At 68.3% G+C, this 20,632-nt stretch carries 15 protein-coding genes; 10 read left to right on the plus strand and 5 right to left on the minus strand.

Annotation, left to right across the window (positions count from 1 at the left end; translation table 11 throughout):
• Positions 1 to 27: 27 nt before the first annotated feature.
• The 5 genes from AB0B98_RS01365 to AB0B98_RS01385 form a co-directional block, all read right to left on the minus strand.
• A complete protein-coding gene (locus AB0B98_RS01365) occupies positions 28 to 1,587 on the minus strand; it encodes a serine/threonine-protein kinase (protein WP_357359867.1) in 1,560 nt (519 codons plus the stop codon).
• Between the two features lie 21 nt (positions 1,588 to 1,608).
• Positions 1,609 to 4,725, minus strand: a complete 3,117-nt coding sequence (locus AB0B98_RS01370) for a DEAD/DEAH box helicase family protein (protein WP_357359869.1) — start codon at positions 4,723 to 4,725, stop codon at positions 1,609 to 1,611.
• On the minus strand, positions 4,722 to 5,942 hold the full coding sequence (locus AB0B98_RS01375; protein ID WP_357359871.1) for a hypothetical protein: 1,221 nt from the start codon (positions 5,940 to 5,942) through the stop codon (positions 4,722 to 4,724). The genes AB0B98_RS01370 and AB0B98_RS01375 overlap by 4 nt, the downstream gene beginning before the upstream one ends.
• A complete protein-coding gene (locus AB0B98_RS01380; RefSeq protein ID WP_357359873.1) occupies positions 5,939 to 7,900 on the minus strand; it encodes a class I SAM-dependent DNA methyltransferase in 1,962 nt (653 codons plus the stop codon). The genes AB0B98_RS01375 and AB0B98_RS01380 overlap by 4 nt, the downstream gene beginning before the upstream one ends.
• Positions 7,901 to 8,021: 121 nt before the next feature.
• Positions 8,022 to 9,971: an N-6 DNA methylase gene (locus tag AB0B98_RS01385; protein ID WP_357359874.1), complete on the minus strand. Its 1,950-nt coding sequence runs from the start codon at positions 9,969 to 9,971 to the stop codon at positions 8,022 to 8,024.
• 183 nt (positions 9,972 to 10,154) lie between these two features.
• Between AB0B98_RS01385 and AB0B98_RS01390 the strand changes: the two genes are divergently transcribed.
• From AB0B98_RS01390 to AB0B98_RS01435, 10 genes are all read left to right on the plus strand, one after another.
• Complete coding sequence (locus tag AB0B98_RS01390) at positions 10,155 to 10,703, plus strand: DUF4352 domain-containing protein (RefSeq protein ID WP_357359876.1); 549 nt, start codon at positions 10,155 to 10,157, stop codon at positions 10,701 to 10,703.
• A 101-nt stretch (positions 10,704 to 10,804) separates the two neighbouring features.
• Positions 10,805 to 12,565: a DUF6119 family protein gene (locus tag AB0B98_RS01395; protein WP_357359878.1), complete on the plus strand. Its 1,761-nt coding sequence runs from the start codon at positions 10,805 to 10,807 to the stop codon at positions 12,563 to 12,565.
• A 51-nt stretch (positions 12,566 to 12,616) separates the two neighbouring features.
• Positions 12,617 to 13,234, plus strand: a complete 618-nt coding sequence (locus tag AB0B98_RS01400) for a hypothetical protein (RefSeq protein ID WP_357359880.1) — start codon at positions 12,617 to 12,619, stop codon at positions 13,232 to 13,234.
• 38 nt (positions 13,235 to 13,272) lie between these two features.
• Positions 13,273 to 14,091, plus strand: coding sequence for an RNase H family protein (locus AB0B98_RS01405; protein ID WP_357359882.1), 819 nt, complete (start codon positions 13,273 to 13,275; stop codon positions 14,089 to 14,091).
• Between the two features lie 91 nt (positions 14,092 to 14,182).
• A complete protein-coding gene (locus tag AB0B98_RS01410; RefSeq protein ID WP_357359884.1) occupies positions 14,183 to 16,636 on the plus strand; it encodes an AAA family ATPase in 2,454 nt (817 codons plus the stop codon).
• Positions 16,633 to 16,989, plus strand: a complete 357-nt coding sequence (locus AB0B98_RS01415) for a hypothetical protein (RefSeq protein WP_357359886.1) — start codon at positions 16,633 to 16,635, stop codon at positions 16,987 to 16,989. The genes AB0B98_RS01410 and AB0B98_RS01415 overlap by 4 nt, the downstream gene beginning before the upstream one ends.
• A 162-nt stretch (positions 16,990 to 17,151) precedes the next feature.
• Entirely contained in the window at positions 17,152 to 17,847 is a 696-nt protein-coding gene (locus tag AB0B98_RS01420; RefSeq protein ID WP_357359888.1) for a DUF6218 family protein, read from the plus strand.
• 14 nt (positions 17,848 to 17,861) lie between these two features.
• A complete protein-coding gene (locus AB0B98_RS01425) occupies positions 17,862 to 19,076 on the plus strand; it encodes an exonuclease domain-containing protein (protein ID WP_357359890.1) in 1,215 nt (404 codons plus the stop codon).
• A gap of 124 nt (positions 19,077 to 19,200) precedes the next feature.
• Entirely contained in the window at positions 19,201 to 19,887 is a 687-nt protein-coding gene (locus tag AB0B98_RS01430) for a hypothetical protein (RefSeq protein ID WP_238669521.1), read from the plus strand.
• 244 nt (positions 19,888 to 20,131) lie between these two features.
• Entirely contained in the window at positions 20,132 to 20,608 is a 477-nt protein-coding gene (locus tag AB0B98_RS01435) for a hypothetical protein (protein WP_357359892.1), read from the plus strand.
• Positions 20,609 to 20,632 lie beyond the last annotated feature (24 nt).

Below are 20,632 nucleotides of genomic sequence, written 5' to 3' on the forward strand. Positions count from 1 at the left end.
CGCAGCCTTTCCGTTGCCGCGGTCTTGCTAGAGGTCGGGTCCACGTCTGATCTGGGCGATCCGCCGGTCCAATGTCCTGACGTGCGCAGAGCCCAACCCATACTCCGCGATGAGGGCCGGCCGAAGCGCCTCGAGGTGTCGAAGACCCTCGCTCGTTCGGCCTACGGCGGGCAGCATCATGCCGAGGCGGTAGGTGGCGTCCCGGTGCAGGGGGTCGTACGGCTCGGCGAGGGCGAGGAAGTCAGTGAGCTGCTTGACGGCCTCGTCGATGTTGCCGATCTCGGCGTGACTGACGCCCGAGTAGTAGTGGAGAACGGTCAACTCGTCCCCACCGTCGACCTTCGGGAGGATCTCGTCGAGGACGGCCGCCACCCGACTGAACTCGTCGGCGAACCACAGCGTCGATGCCAGAGCCACCTGCATCTCCAGCTTCAGCGCCGGCTCGGCGGCGGCCCGGCCCACCGCCTCGTCCAGCAGGTCGATCGCCTGCTGGAACTGCGAATCCTGGACCAGCTCGCCAACCTGCTGCTGGATCTCGATCGCCTCGTCGACGCTCAGCGGCGCCGAGGTCGTCGATGTTGGCTTAGGAGCGGGGGCGGCTCCCCGCTGGCGCGGCGCGGGTGCGAGGGGGCGGAGGAAGGGACGGCGCGGGTCACGGTTGCCGCCGGGTCCAGCGGGACCGGGCTGGGCGGCGATCGGAAGCAGCGTCTCGTAGACGTCCTCCGCCGAGGGACGGTCAGCGGGCCGCTTCGCCAGCATTCGCGCGACCAGGTTGTCGAGGTCGGAGGGCACGTCGGCGCGCAGCGCCCGTGCCGTCGGCGCCGGGGTGTTGACATGGTGATCCTGGTAGGAGCGGCTGGTTGTCTCCACGAACGGCACCCGCCCGGTGAGGGCCTCGTACAGGACACACCCCAGCGCGTAGACGTCGCTCGCCGGCCCAACAGGGTTGCCCAGGGCCTGTTCCGGCGGCATGTAGGGCGGGCTGCCGACGGTCAGGCCGACCTGGGTCAGTCGTGGGAGGGCACTCGCGCCGCGCAGGATGGCCACCCCGAAGTCGAGGACCTTGACCACTCCCCCGTCGCTGACCATGAGGTTCGTGGGCTTGATGTCGCGGTGGACGACGTCGACCCGGTGGACGTCGACGAGGGTGGCCGCCACCTGGGCGCTGATGGCGACCGCCCAGGTGATCGGCCACGGGTCGGAAGCATAGGTCCGGGAGGCAATGAGCTCCGCGAGCGTCTGCCCGTACACGAGCTGCATCACCAGGTAGATGCGGCCGCTCGACTCCTCGATCCCGAAGTCGTACACCGCGGGGATGCCGGGGAGTTCGAGACGGGCGGTCGTGCGAATCTCCCGCAGGAACCGCTCCCGGTCTGCCGCCACCGCCTCGTTGAACGCCGCGTTCTCCGCGCTGCCGAACGTCACCGCCGGGCCGGGCGTGTTCCGCATCAGCTTGATCGCCACGCGGCGGTCCAGGTGCCGGTCGTAGCCGCTCCAGACGGCACCCATGCCGCCGCTACCGATCGGCGCGTCGACGCGGTACCGGTCCGCGAAGACCCACTCCTCAGCCGGTATCACGTCGCTCACCGCGCGCGTTCCCCCGAATCGTCACTCGCCGCTGGTCGCTGTCGCACGCTGCTCGTTCGCCCCGGAGACCTGACTGCGGAGCTTGCGCAACGCTTCGGCGCGAGACGGGCTCAGGATCAGCCCGTACGCCCGACGCCGGGCCTCGGCCTTGACGGCGGCCTGGAACTCCGGGTTGTCGAAGTACCGCCCGACGAAGGTGGTGTTGCGATCATGGTTGCGGGCCACGATGTTGTCCAGCTCTGGGTCGGCCACCTGACCGAACCGTTCGATGTCGTTGTTGAGCGCGACCTGTTGCATCTTCTCGTCCTCAGCCAGTGAGATGATCTGCTGCACGAGCAGAATCTGATCGGACGAGCTGAGGTCGTAGCCGAAGCGTTCGTTGAGCTCCTCGATAACCTCGCTGAGCGGCTTCTCCTCGACCTGGCGGGCGGCGCCGCCGTCGGGCGAGAAGCCGGGGATGAGGTGCGCGCCGGACGGTTGCAGCGACAGGTCCTCCTCGGCGCGCTTCCGGATGCGCAGGTGGCTCAGGGTGGCCGCACCGATGTCCACGCCAGCACCCGGCTCGCTAGGCAGCCGCCGGAGCAGAAAACGGCTGTAGAGGTAGAGCCGTTCCAGATCCTCGTCGCCGTACCCGACGACCTGGGCCAGGAAGCCGTACGCCCGGACGTAGTCGCTCACCGACGAGCGGAACTCCTCAGCGCGGTCCCGGTCGTCCTTGGCCAGGTGGTTGAACCGGTCGACCGCCGGCTCAAGGAACCGGTAGAGCGCGGCGTGCGCCTTCTCCAGTTGCACGGCGGTCATCGAGGGTTGATCGGCGGCGAGCAGGGCTCGGGCGAAGGCGTCCATCTCCGACTCGACCAGGAGTTGAAAGTCCATCACCTCGCGCTGCTTGTCGTAGAGCAGGTTCGGGTCGGTCGGTTCGGTGATGGTGGTCTCGAAGTACGGCTTGAACCACTTCTGAATGTCTTCGGCCTTGTTGGCGAAGTCGAGCACGAAGACGTCGTCCTGCGTCTTGTTCGGGTGCGTGCGGTTCAGGCGGGAGAGGGTCTGGACGGCTGCCACGCTGGCGAGCGGCTTGTCGACGTACATCGCCGCGAGCAGCGGCTGGTCGAAGCCCGTCTGGTACTTCTCGGCGACGACCAGGATGCGGTACTCGGTCTGGTTGCGGGCCGTGGCCTGAGGATCGCCGACCTTCGTGTACGCGAACGCGTCCGGCAGGGCCGCCTCCGAGAACCCGTTGAGCTTCGACTCGGAGTAGTCGATGCCGTCGAGGGTGAGCGTGCCGGAGAACGCCACGATCGGCGCGCAGTCGGTGACACCACGCTTGTCGAGGTACTTGCGCATCGCCTGGTAGAGCCGCAGCGCGTGCTCACGGGAGCGGGTCACCACCATCGCCTTGGCCCGCTCGCCGATGCGCTCGCTGACCTCGGTCCGGAAGTGGTCGATGATGATCTGCGCCCGTTGGTCCTGCGACTCGGGGTGCAGCTCCGCGGCCCGTACCAGCTTGGCCTTGGCCTTTTTCGGATCCACCTCGGGGTCGGCGGTCTCCACGGCCTCGACCGCCGCGCTGGCCAGCCGCCACCGCGCCTCGTACGTGATGTAGTTGCGCAGCACGTCGAGGATGAAGCCCTCCTCGATGGCCTGGCGCATCGAGTAGACGTGGAACGGCTCCATCTGGCCGGTCCCGGGATTGCGGGTGCCGAACAGCTCCAGCGTCTTCTGCTTCGGCGTGGCGGTGAAGGCGAAGTAGGACAGGTTGGCATGTTTGCCCCGCGCCAGGGCGGAGGCCGTCAGCAGGTCGCCGTCGGCGTCGATGTCGTCCGAGCCGAGCCGACCGAGCGCCTTCTTCAACGCGTTCGCCGACTCCCCCGACTGCGACGAGTGCGCCTCGTCGATGATGACCGCGTACCGGCGCTGGCCCAGTTTAGCGACCTTGTCCAGCACGAACGGGAACTTCTGCAAGGTCGTGATGATGACGCGGACGGTCGAGCCGGTAAGGGCGTTGGCGAGTTGCTGCGAGTCCTCGTCGATCTTCTTGACCACTCCGGCTACGTGGTCGAACTGGTAGATCGTGTCCTGCAACTGCCGGTCCAGCACCACCCGGTCGGTGATGACGATGGCCTTCTCGAAGACCGGTTGGTTGTCCGCGTCGTGCAGGGTGGACAGTCGGTGCGCCAGCCAGGCGATGGTGTTCGACTTACCCGAACCGGCCGAGTGCTCGATCAGGTAGTTGTGGCCCGCCCCGTGGTCCGTGGCGTGCTCGACCATCCGCCGCACCGCGTGCCACTGGTGGTAGCGCGGGAAGATCAACGGGCTGACGTGGGGGATCGCTTTGCCCTTCTTCGGCGCCTCGACGTGCACGAACCGTTGCAGCAGTTCGAGGAGGTTTTCCCGCTGCCACACCTGCCGCCAGAGGTAGGAGGTCTGGTAGCCGTCGGCGGGCGCGGGCGGGTTCCCCGCACCGCCGGACACCCCAGGCCCGTTCGAGCCGACGTTGAAGGGCAGAAACCGGGTCTGTTCCCCGGCAAGCCGCGTCGACAGGAAGACCAGGTGCGGGTCAACGGCGAAATGCACGAGGGTACGCCGCGCGAAGATCAGCTCCTTGGCATCGCGATCCTTGCGGTACTGGCGCTTCGCGTCCTCGACGTCCTGCCCGGTCAGCGTGTTCTTCAATTCCGCCGTGGCGATCGGGATGCCGTTGACGAACAGACCCAGGTCCAGCTCGCCCGCCGTCTTCGCCGAGTAGCGCAATTGCCGGACCACGGTGAGCCGGTTCGCCTGGTACTCGTCGAGCGCGCCGACCGCGAGAGTGTGACCGGGCCGGAAGTAGCAGAGCTGAATGGTGACGCCCCGGTCCTTCACCCCGTTGCGGAGCACGTCGAGCGCGCCCCGCTTGTCGATCTCGACCGCGACGCGCTTCGCGAACTCCCGCTGCGCGGTGGCCAGGTCGCCATAGGCGGCGATGAGCCGGTCGAACTCCTTCTTCTGGGTCGCCCCGATGAAGGTATCCAGCTCGCCGGTGTCGAGGCCGAGGTCGGGGCGGTAACCGTTGGACAGCCCTCGGTGCCAGCCGTGACCGAGGAGTTCAGCCTCGATCGTCGCCTCGAACGCCTGCTCCTTGTAGACGTGTGCGCTCACGACAGGTCCGCTCCCCTCCCGGTCGTCATGTCGAACTGCCCGGTAACCGCCGCCGTGATCAGCGCCTGCCGCCGCTCCATCAGCAACGAGACCTGCGCGGCGATCAAATGCTGCAGTTCTTCGATCGCTGAGATGTCGCGTTGGAGTTCAACTGCGGACCGCTCCTGCACGTCGAGCGGAGCAGCAGGCACAATACAGCTCTTCACAACAGCCGTCGGCAGGTTGTTGGCCATACCCTCCGCTCCCGATATGCCAAGCTTGATGCGCTCACGATTGGTGTGGGAACGCAGCATGAATGCCAAGAAGTGGGCGGAGCTCAGTCGAGGATCGACTCGAAGGCGATAGATCTTGTCACAAAGAAGCAGCTTGCGAACGTGGTCCGGAACCACAGCAACGCTTCCAATCAGATCCACTGATCCGCTCGCCCTTGACATAAGGAGGTCGCCAGAGCGCAATCGATACTGGATGCGGGGCGCAACGTCGGCTGGAAGAGTCTTGTGTTGCTCCTCGATGAATTTACCACCGTTGACGCACCCCGCTTTGATCACCCCCCACTCGTTCGGGCCGGCAGCCCGCTCCTCACATTGAGGCGACCAGCCCTGCTCGATCTCCAACATGACGTGGCGCAACTGCACGACTCCGAACAACGCGATCAGGTGCTCGGAAAGCTCCGAAATCAGACCCTGCTTCCGCGCATCAAGAAGCCTGGCTTGCCCAAGCTTTAGCTCAACGAGGCGGTCGATACGGGCGGTTTCGGCGTCGAGGAAGTCGGCAATCCGCCACTGCTCCTCCATCGCTGGCAGTTCGACTTCGATGCGCCGGAACCGTTCCCAGGGCAACTCATATCCATTAGGCGGCATGTTCTTCGAGACGCGATCGATTTCGCCGCGGTACGGCGCCGAGCGTAGCAAATAGTGCAGAAATCCAGGGTGAACCCGGGATTCCTCTAACTGGAATACCCAATATGCGGGGGAAATGATTCCCGATTGTCGTGAAACACCATACGCACCAAAACGCGCCCAGAGGCGGTTAACAACGAGGTCCCCTCCTCGAACGACGCGGTACTTTGACAGGTCTTCGCTCGGCGATCGCCCTTGGGACATATCTCGAAGCTCGACCCCCACCTCCGATTTGACTGTAAGCAGAGGAAGTTCAGCTTTACCAAATTCCTCTCGGCTTCTCAAGAGGGCAAACAGAGGCGCGCTGGCGATCGTCACTTCGTCACCTCCGAAAGGAGCCCCTGGATTTGCAGCTCAAGTTCGCGGAGCTCAGCGTCGATTTCGGCGAGAGGCCTCGGTGGCTTGTAGACGTAGAAATGGCGAGTGAAGGGGATCTCGTACCCAGTCTTTGTCTTGCTCTCGTCGATCCACGCTTCCGGGACGTGCGGGCGGACCTCACGTTCGAAGTACTCGTGGATGTCCTCGGCGAGCGGCACGTTCTCGTAGTCGCGCAGGTCGGGGTCCGAAATGACCTCACCCTTGACCTTCTGCACTTCCCCGTCCGGGTCACTGATGGAGACGCTGTCCATGATGGCCTTCCCAGGGGCGCCCGTGGGCCAGAGCGCACCCCCGGCGACGGCTGCCGCGTGGAGGGCGTCCTTCGCTTCGGCCTTCGTGCGCCACACCGTGCCGAGCAGTGGCTTGAACGCGCCGATCAGCTCGTCGCGGTGCGCGTACCGAGAAAGGGGTTTGCTCTCCGCGAGCGCGGCGAGGGTCTCCTCGGTGATCTCGAAGCGGAGCTTGAGTGGCCGTTCCACGGTGATCCGCTGGTAGCCGAAGTCCGTGGTCTGGAAGACCTTGACCTTGCCGTGGTCCGGGTGCGACTCGTCCGAGGCGATGGTGAGGGCCTGGCCGTAGAGCCGGGTGATGTGGGTGACCTGGTCCTCAGAGATCATCTTGCGCTTGTCACCGAGGCTCTTGCGCATCTTGACCCACTGGTCCCGGGCGTCGAGCAGGATCACCTTGCGCTTGAGGTTCTCCGCCTTCCGGTTGGACAGAATCCAGAAGTACGTGGAGATGCCGGTGTTGTAGAAGAGCTGGTCGGGTAGGCCGACGATGCCCTCGAGCAGGTCGTTCTCCAGGATCCAGCGGCGGATGTTCGACTCGCCGGACTCGGCCGCGCCGGTGAACAGTGGCGAGCCGTTGAAGACGATGGCGATGCGGGACCCACCCTTCTCCGGCGGCTCCATCTTGGAGACCATGTGCTGGAGGAAGAGGAACGAGCCGTCGTTGATGCGCGGCAGGCCGGCACCGAAGCGGCCCGCGTGCCCTAGCGTGGCCTCGGCGTCGACCTCGTCCTTGACCTTCTTCCACTCCACCCCGAAGGGCGGGTTAGCCAAGAGGTAGTCGAACCGTTGGCCCTCGTGGCCGTCGTCGCTGAACGAGTTGCCCAGGTGGATGTTCGACGGCTCCTGGCCCTTGAGCATCATGTCCGAGCGGCAGATGGCGTACGACTCGGCGTTCAGCTCCTGGCCGAAGAGGCGCACCGTCGCCCTCGGGTTGAGCGATGAGATGACCTCCTCCGCCGCCGACAGCATTCCGCCGGTGCCGCAGGCCGGGTCCAGGACGTTGATCACCGGGGCTCCGGTGAGGTGCCCGCTGTCCGGGCCGATGAGCAGGTTCACCATCAGCTTGATCACCTCGCGTGGCGTGAAGTGCTCACCGGCGGTTTCGTTAGAATCATCCGCGAAACGCCGGATCAGCTCCTCGAAGACGTAACCCATCTGGTGGTTGTCGACCCGCTCCAGGCTGAGGTCGATGTCCCGGAACCTCTGCACCACCGGATAGAGCAGCTTGGCCGACTGCAGGCGCGTGATTTGCGTGTGGAAGTCGTACTTGTCGATGATTTCGCGGGCGTTCGGCGAGAAGCCGTTGATGTAGTCGGTCAGGTTCTTCACCACCTCGGGGGCGGACGACCCGATGGTGTCGAAGCTCTGCTTGGACGTGTTGTAGAACGGCAGGCCGGCCGCGAGCCGGAGCAACTGGTCCTTGTTGGTGAGCGTCAGCGAGGAATCGCGGTCCCACACCGCCTTGCGGGTCGGCGCCATGACGCAGTCCAGGCGGCGCAGCACGGTCAGCGGAAGGATCACCTTGCCGTACTCCGACTTCTTGTAGTCGCCGCGCAGCAGGTCGGCAACTGACCAGATGAAACCGGCCAGGCTCTGGTGGGTGCTCACGTCAACAGCTCGCTTTCACTACTCGTCGGGGCGGGAGGGGCCCCTGGTCCCAGCAGAATTCAGTCACGTGGGGGTCTCACCGTAGTCGCGTCACCCGCGAATGGTGACAGCCCAAGATCGGTCACGCTTGCTCCTCGTCCGGTGGAAGCAGCGCTCCGCCGGTCAGGCCGATACCGAGAGCGTCTGCGGCTTCGTCGGCGAGTCGGCTCACCGTGTCGGCCGTTTCGCGCAACTCCTGCACCTGGCGGAACGCCCGCCCGTACCGTTGCTGATCTGGCAGCGTCATGACCGGCACCTGTAGCCGGCGGACATCGACCCGCACAATGGTGCTTCCGGTGGCGGCCGCGTTGACGTTCTCCTCTGCGCTGAGGAACCCGGCGAGGAACCACGCGTCCAGGCGCTGCGGGTCGGGACGCAGCAGAAGGTGCTGCCGGCCCAACGGTCGACCATCGTCCTCAGCAGTGGCGACGCGGGCGCGGTAGGGCCGGGCGAACAACTCCGGCAGGATGACATCCCCCGCACGGATCTCGACGTCCGAGTCGACGGTGGCAGCGCGACCAGCGGGTACCGCGCGCAGCAACGTCAGCGCCCCGCCTCGGAGCAGGTCCGCGACAGCCGTCGTACGCCAGGTCTGCGGCTGTTTGCCGGCGGCGGTCCACCGCTCGCTCCGCTCCGTCACGCCGATCAGCGAATCCGCGGCGTGTCGCAGCTCGGCGTGCCTCCGCCGCACCTGGCGCAGGTGATCCGCGGGCCGGATGGCCACCGTCACCGACTGAACGTGCCGGGCCGGAGCGAGGTCGGTCGGCCCGGCGAGCAGATCGACGACCGGCACCGCCCGCGCCACCGAGGGCACGGCTTCGAACACCCCGCCGTCGTACGCCGACCAGGCACTGAGCACGGCGTCGCGGACGGACTCCCAGCCCTGTCGGCCTGGCCCGGCTGCGTCGACGAAGAGCACGGTGTCGGGCACCGTCTGAGCTCCGTCATCGGATCGCGTCAGGATCCACAGGTTCAAGCCGATGTGCGGAGGTGGTGCGGCGCCGGCCGGTAGCGCGATGACCGCTCGGAGCGCCCCGCTCTTCACCAGTTCCGCTCGGATGCGGCGACCGGAAGCGCGTTCGGCGGGCGCGGGTGGCATCAGCAGGACAGCTCGACCGCCGGGTGCGAGGTGGGCAAGACAGTGTTGGACCCACGCCAGCTCGGGCTCACCCTTCGGTGGCAGACCGAAGACCCAGCGCGGGTCGTAGGCGAGGACCTCCTGGCCCCAATCGCGGTTGCCGTACGGGGGATTACACAGCACCCCGCCGGCTCCCAGGTCGGGGAACGCGTCGTCGCGCAGGCTGTCCCCACCGCGAATGTCGGCGCGCACCTTGCTGAATTGCAGGCCAAGCCGCGTCGCGGCCTGCGCCGCCTGAGCCGGCAGCAGATCCTGTCCGTACAGTTGGCGAGCGCCACGACGGGCAGCCGCGGCAAGCAGCCCGCCGACCCCGCAGGCTGGGTCGTACACGTCGGCGGGGAAACGCTGATCAGGGCCGGACAGCAGATCGGCCATGAGATCCGCCACCTCCGCCGGTGTCCGGTACGTGCCGGTCGTGGTCGAATCGTCGGCGCCCCGCTCGCCGAGAAGGTCGGCGGCGACGAGCGCGCCGTCAGCCCGCACGCAGCGCAGCAGTGCCCGCACGACCGGGGCCTCGTCGCCACCGTATGTCACCGCATAGCCGGTGAGGTTGGTGGCACGCCGGATCAGATCCCTGTCGGGCAGGTCCAGCGCCCTGTCGAGGTATGCGGTGTCGAGTCGGTGCGCGGCGAGCACCAACGGCAGCAGCCGTAACGGCTCACCCTTCTCTGGGCGTTCACGCAGAGCCGCTCGCAGATCCTCCGCCGGCGTTTCGGCCGGCAGCTGACCTCGACCACTGAGCCAGGAACGGACCGCGTCCAGGTCGTACGCGGGGCTTGTCTCGGTCCCGCCGGAGGGCGACGGGAAGTCGGTGTGGCGGCGGCGCCAGTTACTGACAGTCGCCCGGCTAACGCCGGCCATGCGGGAGATCTCCGCAGCGGTGACCTGTGGCATGTCTGCTCCTCGTTGACAACCAGTCAGCGCAACCCTAGGACAGCGGACGGTTGATGGCAACATTATGGTTGACAGTGTTTTCACGCGATGCTTTACTTTCGTTGCTTTCGCCGCACTGGTTGCGGCGCAATCCATCCCCTGCGGCGTTACTGAGCGCCGCCACGCTCCAATTCAGGAGAAGCCATGCGGAAGACCACGACCTTCGCTCTGCTCGCCACCGCTGTCGTCGCCCTCGGCTGCGGCGCTGGTTCGACGGACAACGCGAGCGACTCCAGCAACGACGCGGGCGGCGCCAGCGCCACCGCCGGCGGCGCCAAGGGCGACGACAAGCCGAAGACCGCCAAGGTTGGCGAGCCGGCCCGGGACGGGAAGTTCGAGTTCACGGTGAAGTCGTCCAAGTGCGGTGTCGCCAAGGTCGGCAACGACGTGCTCGGCCAGAAGGCGCAGGGCCAGTTCTGCCTGGTCACGGTCAACGTGAAGAACATCGGCAAGGAAGCGCAGATGTTCGACGGCAGCAGCCAGAAGGCGTACGCGGCCGACGGCACCGAGTACTCCGCCGACTCCGGTGCGGCGATCTACGCGAACAAGAACGCCGAGACGTTCCTCAACGACATCAACCCCGGCAACCAGGTGACCGGCGTCGTCGTCTTCGACATCCCGAAGAACGTGAAGCTCACCAAGCTCGAGCTGCACGACTCGATGTTCTCCGGCGGCGTCGACGTCGCCCTGTGAGCTGATCACCCGCGTCGAGGGCGGGACCCGCGAAGCCCGCCCTCGACGCACCCCTCCCCCCGCACCACCGCCACCCCGATTCTCAACGCGAGGAGATCGACGTGCGCCGTGCGAGCCAGCCGACCACGACCAGACCGCCCAACCGCCGTGTCGTCCGCAAGGACGTCACCCGTCCGCCCTACGACGCACCCACCCTCTTCGACCTCGACCTGCCCGAGCGGCCGGAGGGCACCTATCTGACGTCGGTCTACCAGCTTGAGCGGGTGGCACCGACCGTCGATGGCCTGCATGACGCGGTGAACCACCGCTACGTACGGCAGCACGACTTCCTGATCGACGAGCGCCGGGTGGCCGGTGCGCCGGCGCTGCTGGTGCACGGGACGGTGCCGCGCCAGCGGGCCGACTGGTGCGATGTGCTCGCCTCGCTGACAGGGGAGACGACCGACCTGGGGTTCAGCAGCGGCGGTGCCGTGCTGCTCGTCGCGGTCGACGACCACGTTTACGCGCTCGCCTACGGCACCGTCGGCCGTCACATGGTCGATCTGGACCTAGCCAACTCCGGCTTCGGGATCGGCTTCGCGGTGCGCTCGCTGGCCCCCGACGAGATCAAGCAGGTGCGCCGACGGGTGTTCGGCACCACCGGCCGGGTCGACCGCAACATGGTCCCGGGCGGTCAGCACATCCGGATGTACGGCATCGACAAGTGGGGCGAGATCGTCGGCCAGGTCTGCGGGCGGACGTTCAACCCGAACTTGACCGTCTGCCGGGCCACGGGTAAGGCCACCCCGGTCGAGGGCAGCGACACCCTGCGCATCCATCTCGGTGTCGAACCCGCGAGCCTGCTCGCCGACCTGCGGGAGATCGACCGGGTCTGCAAGCAGGAAGCACCCTTCGCCGACCTGGAGTTCATCACCCAGATCCGACCGGTGCCGGCTCGGGATCCCCGACTGTCGACGGTGGAGGAGCAACTGGACCGGCTGCTCCGGTTACCGGATCCCGCGGAGGTCGGGCTGGCCGTACCGGGCCGGGTCTTCGGCGAGATCGAGCGGGTCAAGTCGTACAAGCTTCGGGTGCCGAAGTCAGGCCTGGCCCCGGCACGCCTGGCGGAGCTCACGCTGGCGGACGTGCTCGCGCAGACCGAGGGCGTTCCGGACGGCGAGCGGTGGACGTCGCTCTGCAATGGGCGCGTCACCCTCTACGCGGACTCGGCGGGCGAGGAGGAGATCGGCTCCACGGCCGCGTCGCGATGGATCACCGCGCAACTCCCGCACGGAGATAGTCAGCTCCTACTGCACGAGGGCGGCTGGTACGAGATCGGTGACCAGCACCGCAAGTTCCTCCGCGACGAGATCGAGCAGATCCTGGCCGGCCCGGCCAGCCTTGCGCTCCCAGCCTGGACCGCCGATCTGACGGACGAGGCGAAGTACAACGTCCGCGCCGCGGAGGTCTGCGGTCTGACTCTGCTGGACCGGAAGCTGCTGCGGACGAAACAGCACCCCCACCCTTTCGAGGCCTGCGACCTGCTCGGCCCCGGCGACGAGCTGATCCACGTCAAGCGCGCCAAGGGCAGCTCGGCGTTGAGCCACCTGTTTGCTCAGGGCGAGGTGTCTGTCGATGCACTGCGGTACGAGGCTGACGCCCGCGCCGCGCTGGTCGAGATGGTCAAGCGGCAGCCGTCTGGACGGGTCATCGACCTGGCCTTCCAGCCCCGCAAGGTCATCTACGCGATCGCTCTCGGCTCCGGCAAGCCGCTCACTGCGGACTCGCTCTTCACCTTCGCCCAGGTCGCGCTCTACCGGGCCATGAAGTCGCTGCGCAACGAAGGCATCGAGGTCGAGGTCATCGGTATCCCGTCGACCTGATCCGTCTATGACATCAGCTCCACAGCTTCCCACTCAACAGAGGAGAGAACCATGACCGAGCCTCACCACCAGCCGGACCCGCCGGCCGAGACCCCGGCTCAGCCCGAGACAGTGGGCGCAACGAGCCCGCAGCCCGTCATCCGCAAGAGGTCCCAGGTCCGGTGGGTCATCGCCGGCGCTGCCGTTCTGGTGCTGCTGCTCTGCTTCGGCGGCTGCGGCGTGCTGCTGGCCACGATGAACGGTGAGGAGTCGCCCGATCAAGGGAAGGCTGCCCCCACTGCTACTTCCCAGTCGCGGGGCGGCACGTCCGCGCCGACCAGTGCCGCCGCACCGACTTCCGCGCCCGTGACGGCGGTGCCGCCCGCACCCGTTAACGACACTCCGACGAAGGGCGACTTCAAGCTCAAGGTCAAGACGCTGCGGAAGCAGTGCTTCGGCAGCGCAGGCTGCAACATCACCTACCGCATCGACGTCACCTACACCGGCGACGGCCTCGACCCGTCCAGCACCTACGAGGTGACGTACGAGGTCAAGGGCGCCGAGGACCCGATCATCAACACCTTTGAGGTGACCGGCGACTCCGCCTCCGTCCAGCAGGAGGAGACGGCCAGCACGAAACGCTCCGGCGACAAGCTGACCGCCGTCGCGACCGACGTGTCGGAGCTGTGAGATGAGCCTGTCCCCATCACAGGACCTCAGGAGGCGTCGTGCGCCCCGATGAGTTCCTCCGCGCCATGACCCAGCTCCCCCCGCCCCTGCACGACCGCGTCCTCATCCTTCGTCCCTACACCCGCGCCACCCGTTGCGACGACTGCCAGAGCATCGGTGATGCGGTCCACCTCGCCCTCACCGCCGCCCACTACGACGAGCTGACCTCCGCAGGCGAGCTGCTCGACACCGCCGAGCGCCTCGCTGATGCGCATGCCGAGCACGCGCCGCCGCGCCCGGACCAGCAGCGCGGGCGCGGCCGGGTGCTGCGCTGGGCGAAGGCGGCCGGTCCGCTGGTGGCGGCGACCGACGCCAGCTGGAAGGGCCGCGCCGGTGGCATCGGGTACGTGGTCAGCGATGGCCACTACGGCCTGCTCGGGCGGGGCACCGGCCGGCTCGACCCGACCGGCAGATCCCGAGTGCTCGTCGACGAACTGCGCGCGGTCGACTACCTGCTCACCGGGTATGACGAGGTGCCAGCGGGCATGACCGTGCTGCTGGACAGCCTGACGGCCGTGCGGTACCTGCACCGCTGGCAGGCCGGTGAGACCGACGCGATGCCCGCCGGCTACAGCCTGCGGCAGCGCCGCTGGTCAGACAAACCGACTCTGGTCCGGCTCGCCGAGCAGGTGGCCCACCGCCCCGACCTGACGTTCGCGCACGTCAAGGGTCACAGCGGCCACGCCCTCAACGAGGCCGCCGACGGCCTGTCGCACATGGCCCGCCGCCGGCGGGAGGAGTCCTTCGACCTGCGTCCTCGGGCGCACGCCTTGGTCGACGCGTTCCTGCGCGACTGGCACGCGAACGCCACGGTCTGACCGCGCGACAGCGGTAACCCGCACTTCCACCGCTCACCCGGGCGGGCCGACATGCAGTCGGCCCGCGGACACCACACGCCTGGAGACGACAATGACCCAGCCCGCACAGACCGCCGCCCCGCTGATCGAGCTGATCTTCGACCGCCTCGCCGCCGCTGACGGCGTACCGACCGAGACGGCCGAGCTGGTCCTCGCCGCCCTCACCGGCGAGGAGGACCTGACCGCCGCGCTCGCCGGTACTCCGACCCGGCTCGCCCCCCGCTCCCCCGCCGATGAGGGTCCGGCGGAACGGATCTGGTTGAAGTCGGTGACCGTCGCCGGGTTCCGTGGCGTCGGCCCGGAACGGACCATCCAGATCGGCCCCGGCCCTGGCTTCACACTGGTCGTCGGCCGCAACGGCTCCGGCAAGTCCAGCTTCGCCGAGGCCGCCGAACTCGCCCTCACCGGGGACAGCGCCCGGTGGGCCGACAAGACGAGCGTCTGGCGTACGGGGTGGCGCAACCTGCACAACCCGGACCCCTGCTGGGTGGGTGTGGAACTGCGCGTCGACGGAGTGGCCGCCCCGACCCGGGTCAACCGGGCCTGGCCGGTCGGGGCCGAACTGGCCGACGCCGAGGTGACGGTCACCAGCGCACAGGGCCGGCACGCGGGCCTCTCCGAGCTGGGTCTGGCCCGCCCGCTGGAGCTGTACCGGCCGTTCCTCACCGCGGCCGAGCTGGGCAAGCTCGCCGCCGGGACGCAGAGTCAGCTCTTCGACGCGCTCTTCGCGATCCTCGGGCTGGACGCGCTCAGCGACGCCGACCAGCGTCTGCTGCGCGCCATCCGGCCGCACGAAGCGGCAATCAAGGAGGTACGCGCACAGCGCGCCGCCCTGGTCGCCACGCTCGACGGGATCGTCGACGACCGGGCCCGGCGGGCCGCCGTGCTTCTGCGTGGCCGGGGCGCTGTCGACCTCGGCGCGGTGACGGCGATCCTCGACGAGCCGGACGAGGCGACTACCGACCGGGAGGTGCTGCTCTGTCGGGAGCTCGCCGCCCTCGCCCCGCCGCCGGTCGACGAGGCGCCCCGCCTCGCCGGTCAGTTGCGGGACGCGGCGGTCGAGGCCCAGCGGTACGACGGTGGCCGGTCCCGGGCCGCGCTGCGGAGCGCCGAGCTGCTTCGCCTCGCCCTCGAACATCACCAGGACGAGGGCGACGGGTCGTGCCCGGTCTGCGCCACCGGCACCCTGGACGGCGGCTGGCGTGCCGCTGCCGCAGAGTCGCTCACTGAGCTTCGGCAGCGCAGCGTCGCCGCCCAGACGGCGACGACCCGGCTGACGGCCCTGCTGCGGCAGACGCACCACCTGATCGATGACCTGGTTGTGCCCGAGGGCCCCGGTTCGGAGCCGACGGTAGGGGCGTTGCGTGACGCCGTTGCCGCGCTGCGGCGCGTACCCGGGGAGCCGGCCGAGCTGGCCGACCACCTGGCGGCGCGGTACCCGGCGGTGGTGGCGGCGGTCGCCGCGGCCCGCGCGTACGCCGAGGGGTTTCTGCGGCAACGCGACACCGGCTGGCGGGCGGCGGCGGCCGAGGTGCGCGAGTGGGTGGCCACCGTCGGCGCACTGCCGGCGCGGGAGGCGACAGTGGCCCGGTTGAAGGCCGCGCGCGCCTGGCTGAAGGACGCAGGTGGAGAGATTCGCAACGAGCGGGTCGCGCCGTTCGCCGGGCACTCGCAGCGGATCTGGGCGCAGCTGCGGCAGGAAAGCAACGTCGAGCTCGGGTCGATGACGTTGGAAGGCGCGAACACCCGGCGGCGGGTCGTCTTCCCGGTCAGCGTGGACGGCGCCGACAACGGCACGGCGCTGGGTGTGATGAGTCAGGGTGAGATGCAGGCGCTCGGGCTGGCGACGTTCCTGCCCCGCAGCTGTGCCCCGGAGAGCCCGTTCCGGTTCATCGTGGTCGACGACCCGGTGCAGAGCATGGATCCGTCGAAGGTGGACGGTCTCGCGCGGGTGCTCGCCGAGCTGGCCGAGCAGCGGCAGGTGGTCGTCTTCACCCACGACACCCGGCTGCCGGACGCGGTGCGCCGGCTCGATCTCGGCAGGGCGCGGATCATCGAGGTGACCCGCGCGGAGAGGTCGGTGGTGACGCTGCGGTCCGGCTCCGACCCGGTGACCCGCTATCTGAACGACGCGTACGCGTTGGCGCGCAACGAGGAGATCCCCGCAGAGGTACGCGGGCCGGTGGTAGCGGAACTGTGCCGCTCTGCTGTCGAAGCGGCCTGCCACCGCTCGGTCTGGCGGAACCGGGTGGCGCGGGGTGTCCGGCACGCCGACATCGAGGAGGCGATCGAGGACGCGTCCCGCCGGGTCGCCACCACCGTCGCGTTGGCGGTGTTCGATGACGCCGAGAAGGGTGGTGACGTGCTCGGCTGGCTCGGCCGCCGGCACGGACGACGGGCGGTGAACGCGTACCAGGCATGCCGGGAAGGCGTGCACGGTGCGTACCTGGCGGACCTGCCCGGCCTGGTCGCGGACGCCCGCCTCCTCGCGGCGGCGCTGTCGTGACCGCGCCGACGCCACAGCGCTGCCTGGCGGCGGCCGATCAGCTTCTACGCGGCTCCGGTCTGTTGGGAACAGTCGCGGTGACTGCGGGCTGGTGGCCGCGGGCCTGCGCCTGCCTGATCCGGCTCGCCCTCGAAGGTGGCATCGACGCCTACTGGCGGCGGGTGAAGCCGACCGTGGCGGCGTGCCGGCAGGGCCGCGCGAAGCAGCTGATGCTGCGCGGCCGGCTCGGTCCGGGCGGCGAAACCGCCCGCCGGGTGGCGTTCGCCTGGGCGACGCTCTCCGCCGCCACGCACCACCACTGCTACGAGCTGGCCCCACGGCTGCGGAGCTGCGTCGCCTGCACTCCGAGGTGAGCACCTTGCTCGCGCGACTTGAACCGCTCACCCCGCGCGTGTGATCTGTTCAGACACTCGCGTCTGGACGCTACGCGCGATGAGGTGCCGCTCCGGCTGAGCCTGGGTGAGCACATTGACACCTACTGTGATGCTCCCGTTGTCGATCATGAAGGACGTGGGATGACAGAACCTGAGGAATCCGAGAGCGAACTGGCCATATCCGTTGACTACGTGCCCGGTGCGCGTGGACATGCTGTTCTCGCCGTCGGCCCCGACGCGGACGGCGTCGAGGCGGTAGCGGTGTGGCGGCTCAGCCCGACCGGACGCGCCGGCGGGGCGTGGCTGGTACGCCTCGATGAAGTCGCGCAGGACGACCAACTTGTTCGCATCATGTGGATGTTGCAGGGGCGGTGCCTGGTGGGGTGGGACCGGGAGGCTCCGGTCGCGATCCTGGAGAGGATCGCTCACGTACTGCCACAGGAACTGGTCAACATGCTGCGGGGGAACGTGCTGACCGTCTCCGACCTACTCGCGGAGATCACCGAGCACCGGTCCGCCTACAGCGACGCCGTCGACCGGCAGCGTGCGGTGTCCAAGTCGAAGCTGGCCCCGCTCGCCTGGCCCAGCGAGGTGCCGGATCACGAGGATGTGGCGATCCGGCTCACCGCGCAGCCCCGCGCCGCATCGCCGGTCGCGGGGTCGGCGCTGGCCCTGACGTCGGCTGTCGCCATGACCGCTCAGCTCTGGCAGGACACGGAACAGGCACGGTATCGCCGCAAGTACCTGCGCGCTCTGGGCGAGCCACAACCGTTGCCTCCACGGTGGCTGGCCTGGTTGCGTGCTGCCGCCGACAACTCCGCTCAGGCCACGATCTAAGGAGTCGACCCGACGTGTACGCAGTTATCGACCTGGAGACGACGGGCCTGCGCACCAGTTGGCACGACCGCGTGGTCGAGGTCGCCGTCATCCACCTTGACGACGCCGGGCAGGTGACGCACGAGTGGTGCAGCCTGGTCAACCCCGGCCGGGATCTCGGTCCACAACTCATCCACGGCATCTCGGCCGCCGAAGCACGGCGCGCACCGGAGTTCGGTCGGCTCGCAGGTCACGTAGCCAGCCTCCTTCGCGGGAGGGTGCTGGTCGCTCATAACCTGCACTTCGACGCCGCATTCCTCATCGCGGAGTACCGCCGGTTGGGGATTGAACTGCCGATCAGCCTGCCCGAGGGGCTGTGCACCATGCGGCTGGCCGGGCACTTCCTCCCGTCGGCCGGCCGCAGCCTGCACGACTGCTGTCGCGCGGCGGGGTTGCCGCCGCACCAGGCCCACTCCGCTCTGCATGACGCGAGGGCAGCCTCGCAGCTTCTGGCCCGCTATCTGCGGGACGTAGGAACGCCACCGCCGTGGACGTCCGTCATTGACGCCGCTGCGGCTGCGCCTTGGCCACCCTTGGCTACCGAAGCAGTGGTGCCGGTGCCTCGCCGAGAGCCTGGGCACCGGGAGGAGCACTTCCTGGCTCGGCTGGTGGACCGGCTCCCGCGGCTCCGCGAACCACAGGGGGACGCGTACCTCGATCTGCTCGACCAGGCACTGCTTGACCGGCATATCTCGGCCAGCGAAGCGGACGCGCTCGTCGCCACGGCCGAAGAGCTCGGCCTCGCCCGAGTCGACGTCGACCACCTGCACCGCAGCTATCTGGCGAGTCTGGCGGCCGTGGCGTTGGAGGACAACGTCCTCACGTCGGCCGAACGCCACGACCTGGACCAGGTTGCCTCGTTGCTCGGGCTACAAGCCTCCGACGTCGACCATGCCCTCAAGGCCGCTCGTGACGTCGGCCCGGCCCGGCCTCAGACCAAGAGTTGGCGCCTTCGCCCCGGCGACGTGGTGGTCTTCACCGGGGCGATGGAACCACCGCGGTGGTCCTGGGAAGAAGATGCTCGGGCGGCAGGGCTCCAGGTCGGTGACAACGTCACCAAGAAGACCCGCCTCCTGGTGGCTGCTGACCCCGACTCGATGTCCGGCAAGGCCAAGAAGGCCCGCCAGTACGCCGTTCCGGTCGTGCACCCCATCGCGTACCAGCGCATGCTCGCCGACCTCGCTCAGTAATGCGCCTTGAAGGAACGAACTCGCCCACCCAGAAGGGCGTCCACCGGTCAATGAGGTGACGCAAGATCCGATCGGTTGGTCGAGTGGCAGCCCAGTTGAGACGTGACACCAAGGAGTTCAAGGCATGGCAGACGACGCCCTCGATTTACCGGCGCCGGAGGCGGGCGCACGTGGGCAGCGGGTCCTCGACCTGCTGGACAAGGCAATCGCCCTGCAGACCCCACTGGTGCAGAAGAACCTCGCCCGGGCCCGCCAGCGCAACCCGGAGGCGACACCAGCCGAGGTGATCCGCAACCTGGAGCGGATCTACGTCAGCGCGTTGACCGGGGCGGGCGCCGCCGTCGGCGGAACCGCAGCGGCACCGGGCGTCGGCACGGGCGTCGCACTGGCGCTGACGGCCGGCGAGGCTCTGTCCTCACTTCAGCTGAGCGCGCTCTTCGCGCTCTCGATCGCTGAAGTCCACGGAGTCCGCATCGACGAGGTCGAGCGCCGCCGAACGATCGTGATGGGGATCATGCTCGGCGGTTCCGGCTCCGCCACCATCACGAGGGTCGCCGAGCGCACCGGGCAACACTGGGGGCGTCAGGTTGTCGCCAAGGTGCCTGTCGCCACGTTGCGCCAGATCAACACGGTCCTGGGGCGGAACTTCATCACGAAGTACGGAACCAAGCAGGGAATCATCGTTCTCGGTCGAGTGGCACCGTTCGGTATCGGTGCGGTGATCGGCGGTGGTGCCAACGCTGCCCTCGCTGCTCTGGCCGTGCGGGCCAGTCGTCGCGCATTCGGCCCACCACCGCCGTCCTGGCCGTGACCGACGTGCAGCGCACCGCCGGCATGGGTGGAGCGCCTACCTGAGGCAGTGACAAGGCACCGACACGGTGTCAACTCGTCAAGGGACATCTACGCGAGCGGGTCAGCGCGGCAGGTTCGTGGGCTTATGGTGAGAAACCGGGCACCCGGGGGGTGGGTGTCCGGTCCAGGCCGTGGGATTCGCGTTGTTCAGCCGGAGGGTGGACCGATGATTGAGAACGCCCGCGGCGTCGACGACTGCTGAGATGGACTGGGCCGGATGGGCGTTGTTCGGGTTGGTCGCCACCGCGGCGCTCACCGCGGCGATGATCTCCGCTCAGCTGGCCGGTCTCACTCGGCTCGACCTTCCCCTGGTGCTCGGGGCCTTCGTCACCGAGGATCCCGATCGGGCGCGGGTCGTCGGGTTCTTCCTGCACCTCTGCACCGGTCAGGGTTTCGCCCTCGGTTACGCGGCCACGTTCGCGCTGTTGCACCGCGCCACCTGGTGGATCGGGGCACTGCTCGGGATCGTGCACGTCGGGATCGCGCTGACGGTGATTCTTCCGCTGCTTCCTGGTGTCCACCCGCGGATGGCCTCGCAACGGGCGGGGCCGGCCAGCACGGCGGTGTTGGAGCCACCCGGGCTGTTCGCCGTCAACTACGGCATCCAGACGCCCCTGGTCACGGCTGTCGTCCACGTCATCTACGGGGTCTTTCTCGGGCTACTCCTGCAGGCCAGGTGATCCGCGTGTCCCGCTGCTCGCCGG

Source organism: Micromonospora sp. NPDC048947 (assembly GCF_040649495.1).
Lineage (GTDB): Bacteria > Actinomycetota > Actinomycetes > Mycobacteriales > Micromonosporaceae > Micromonospora > Micromonospora alfalfae.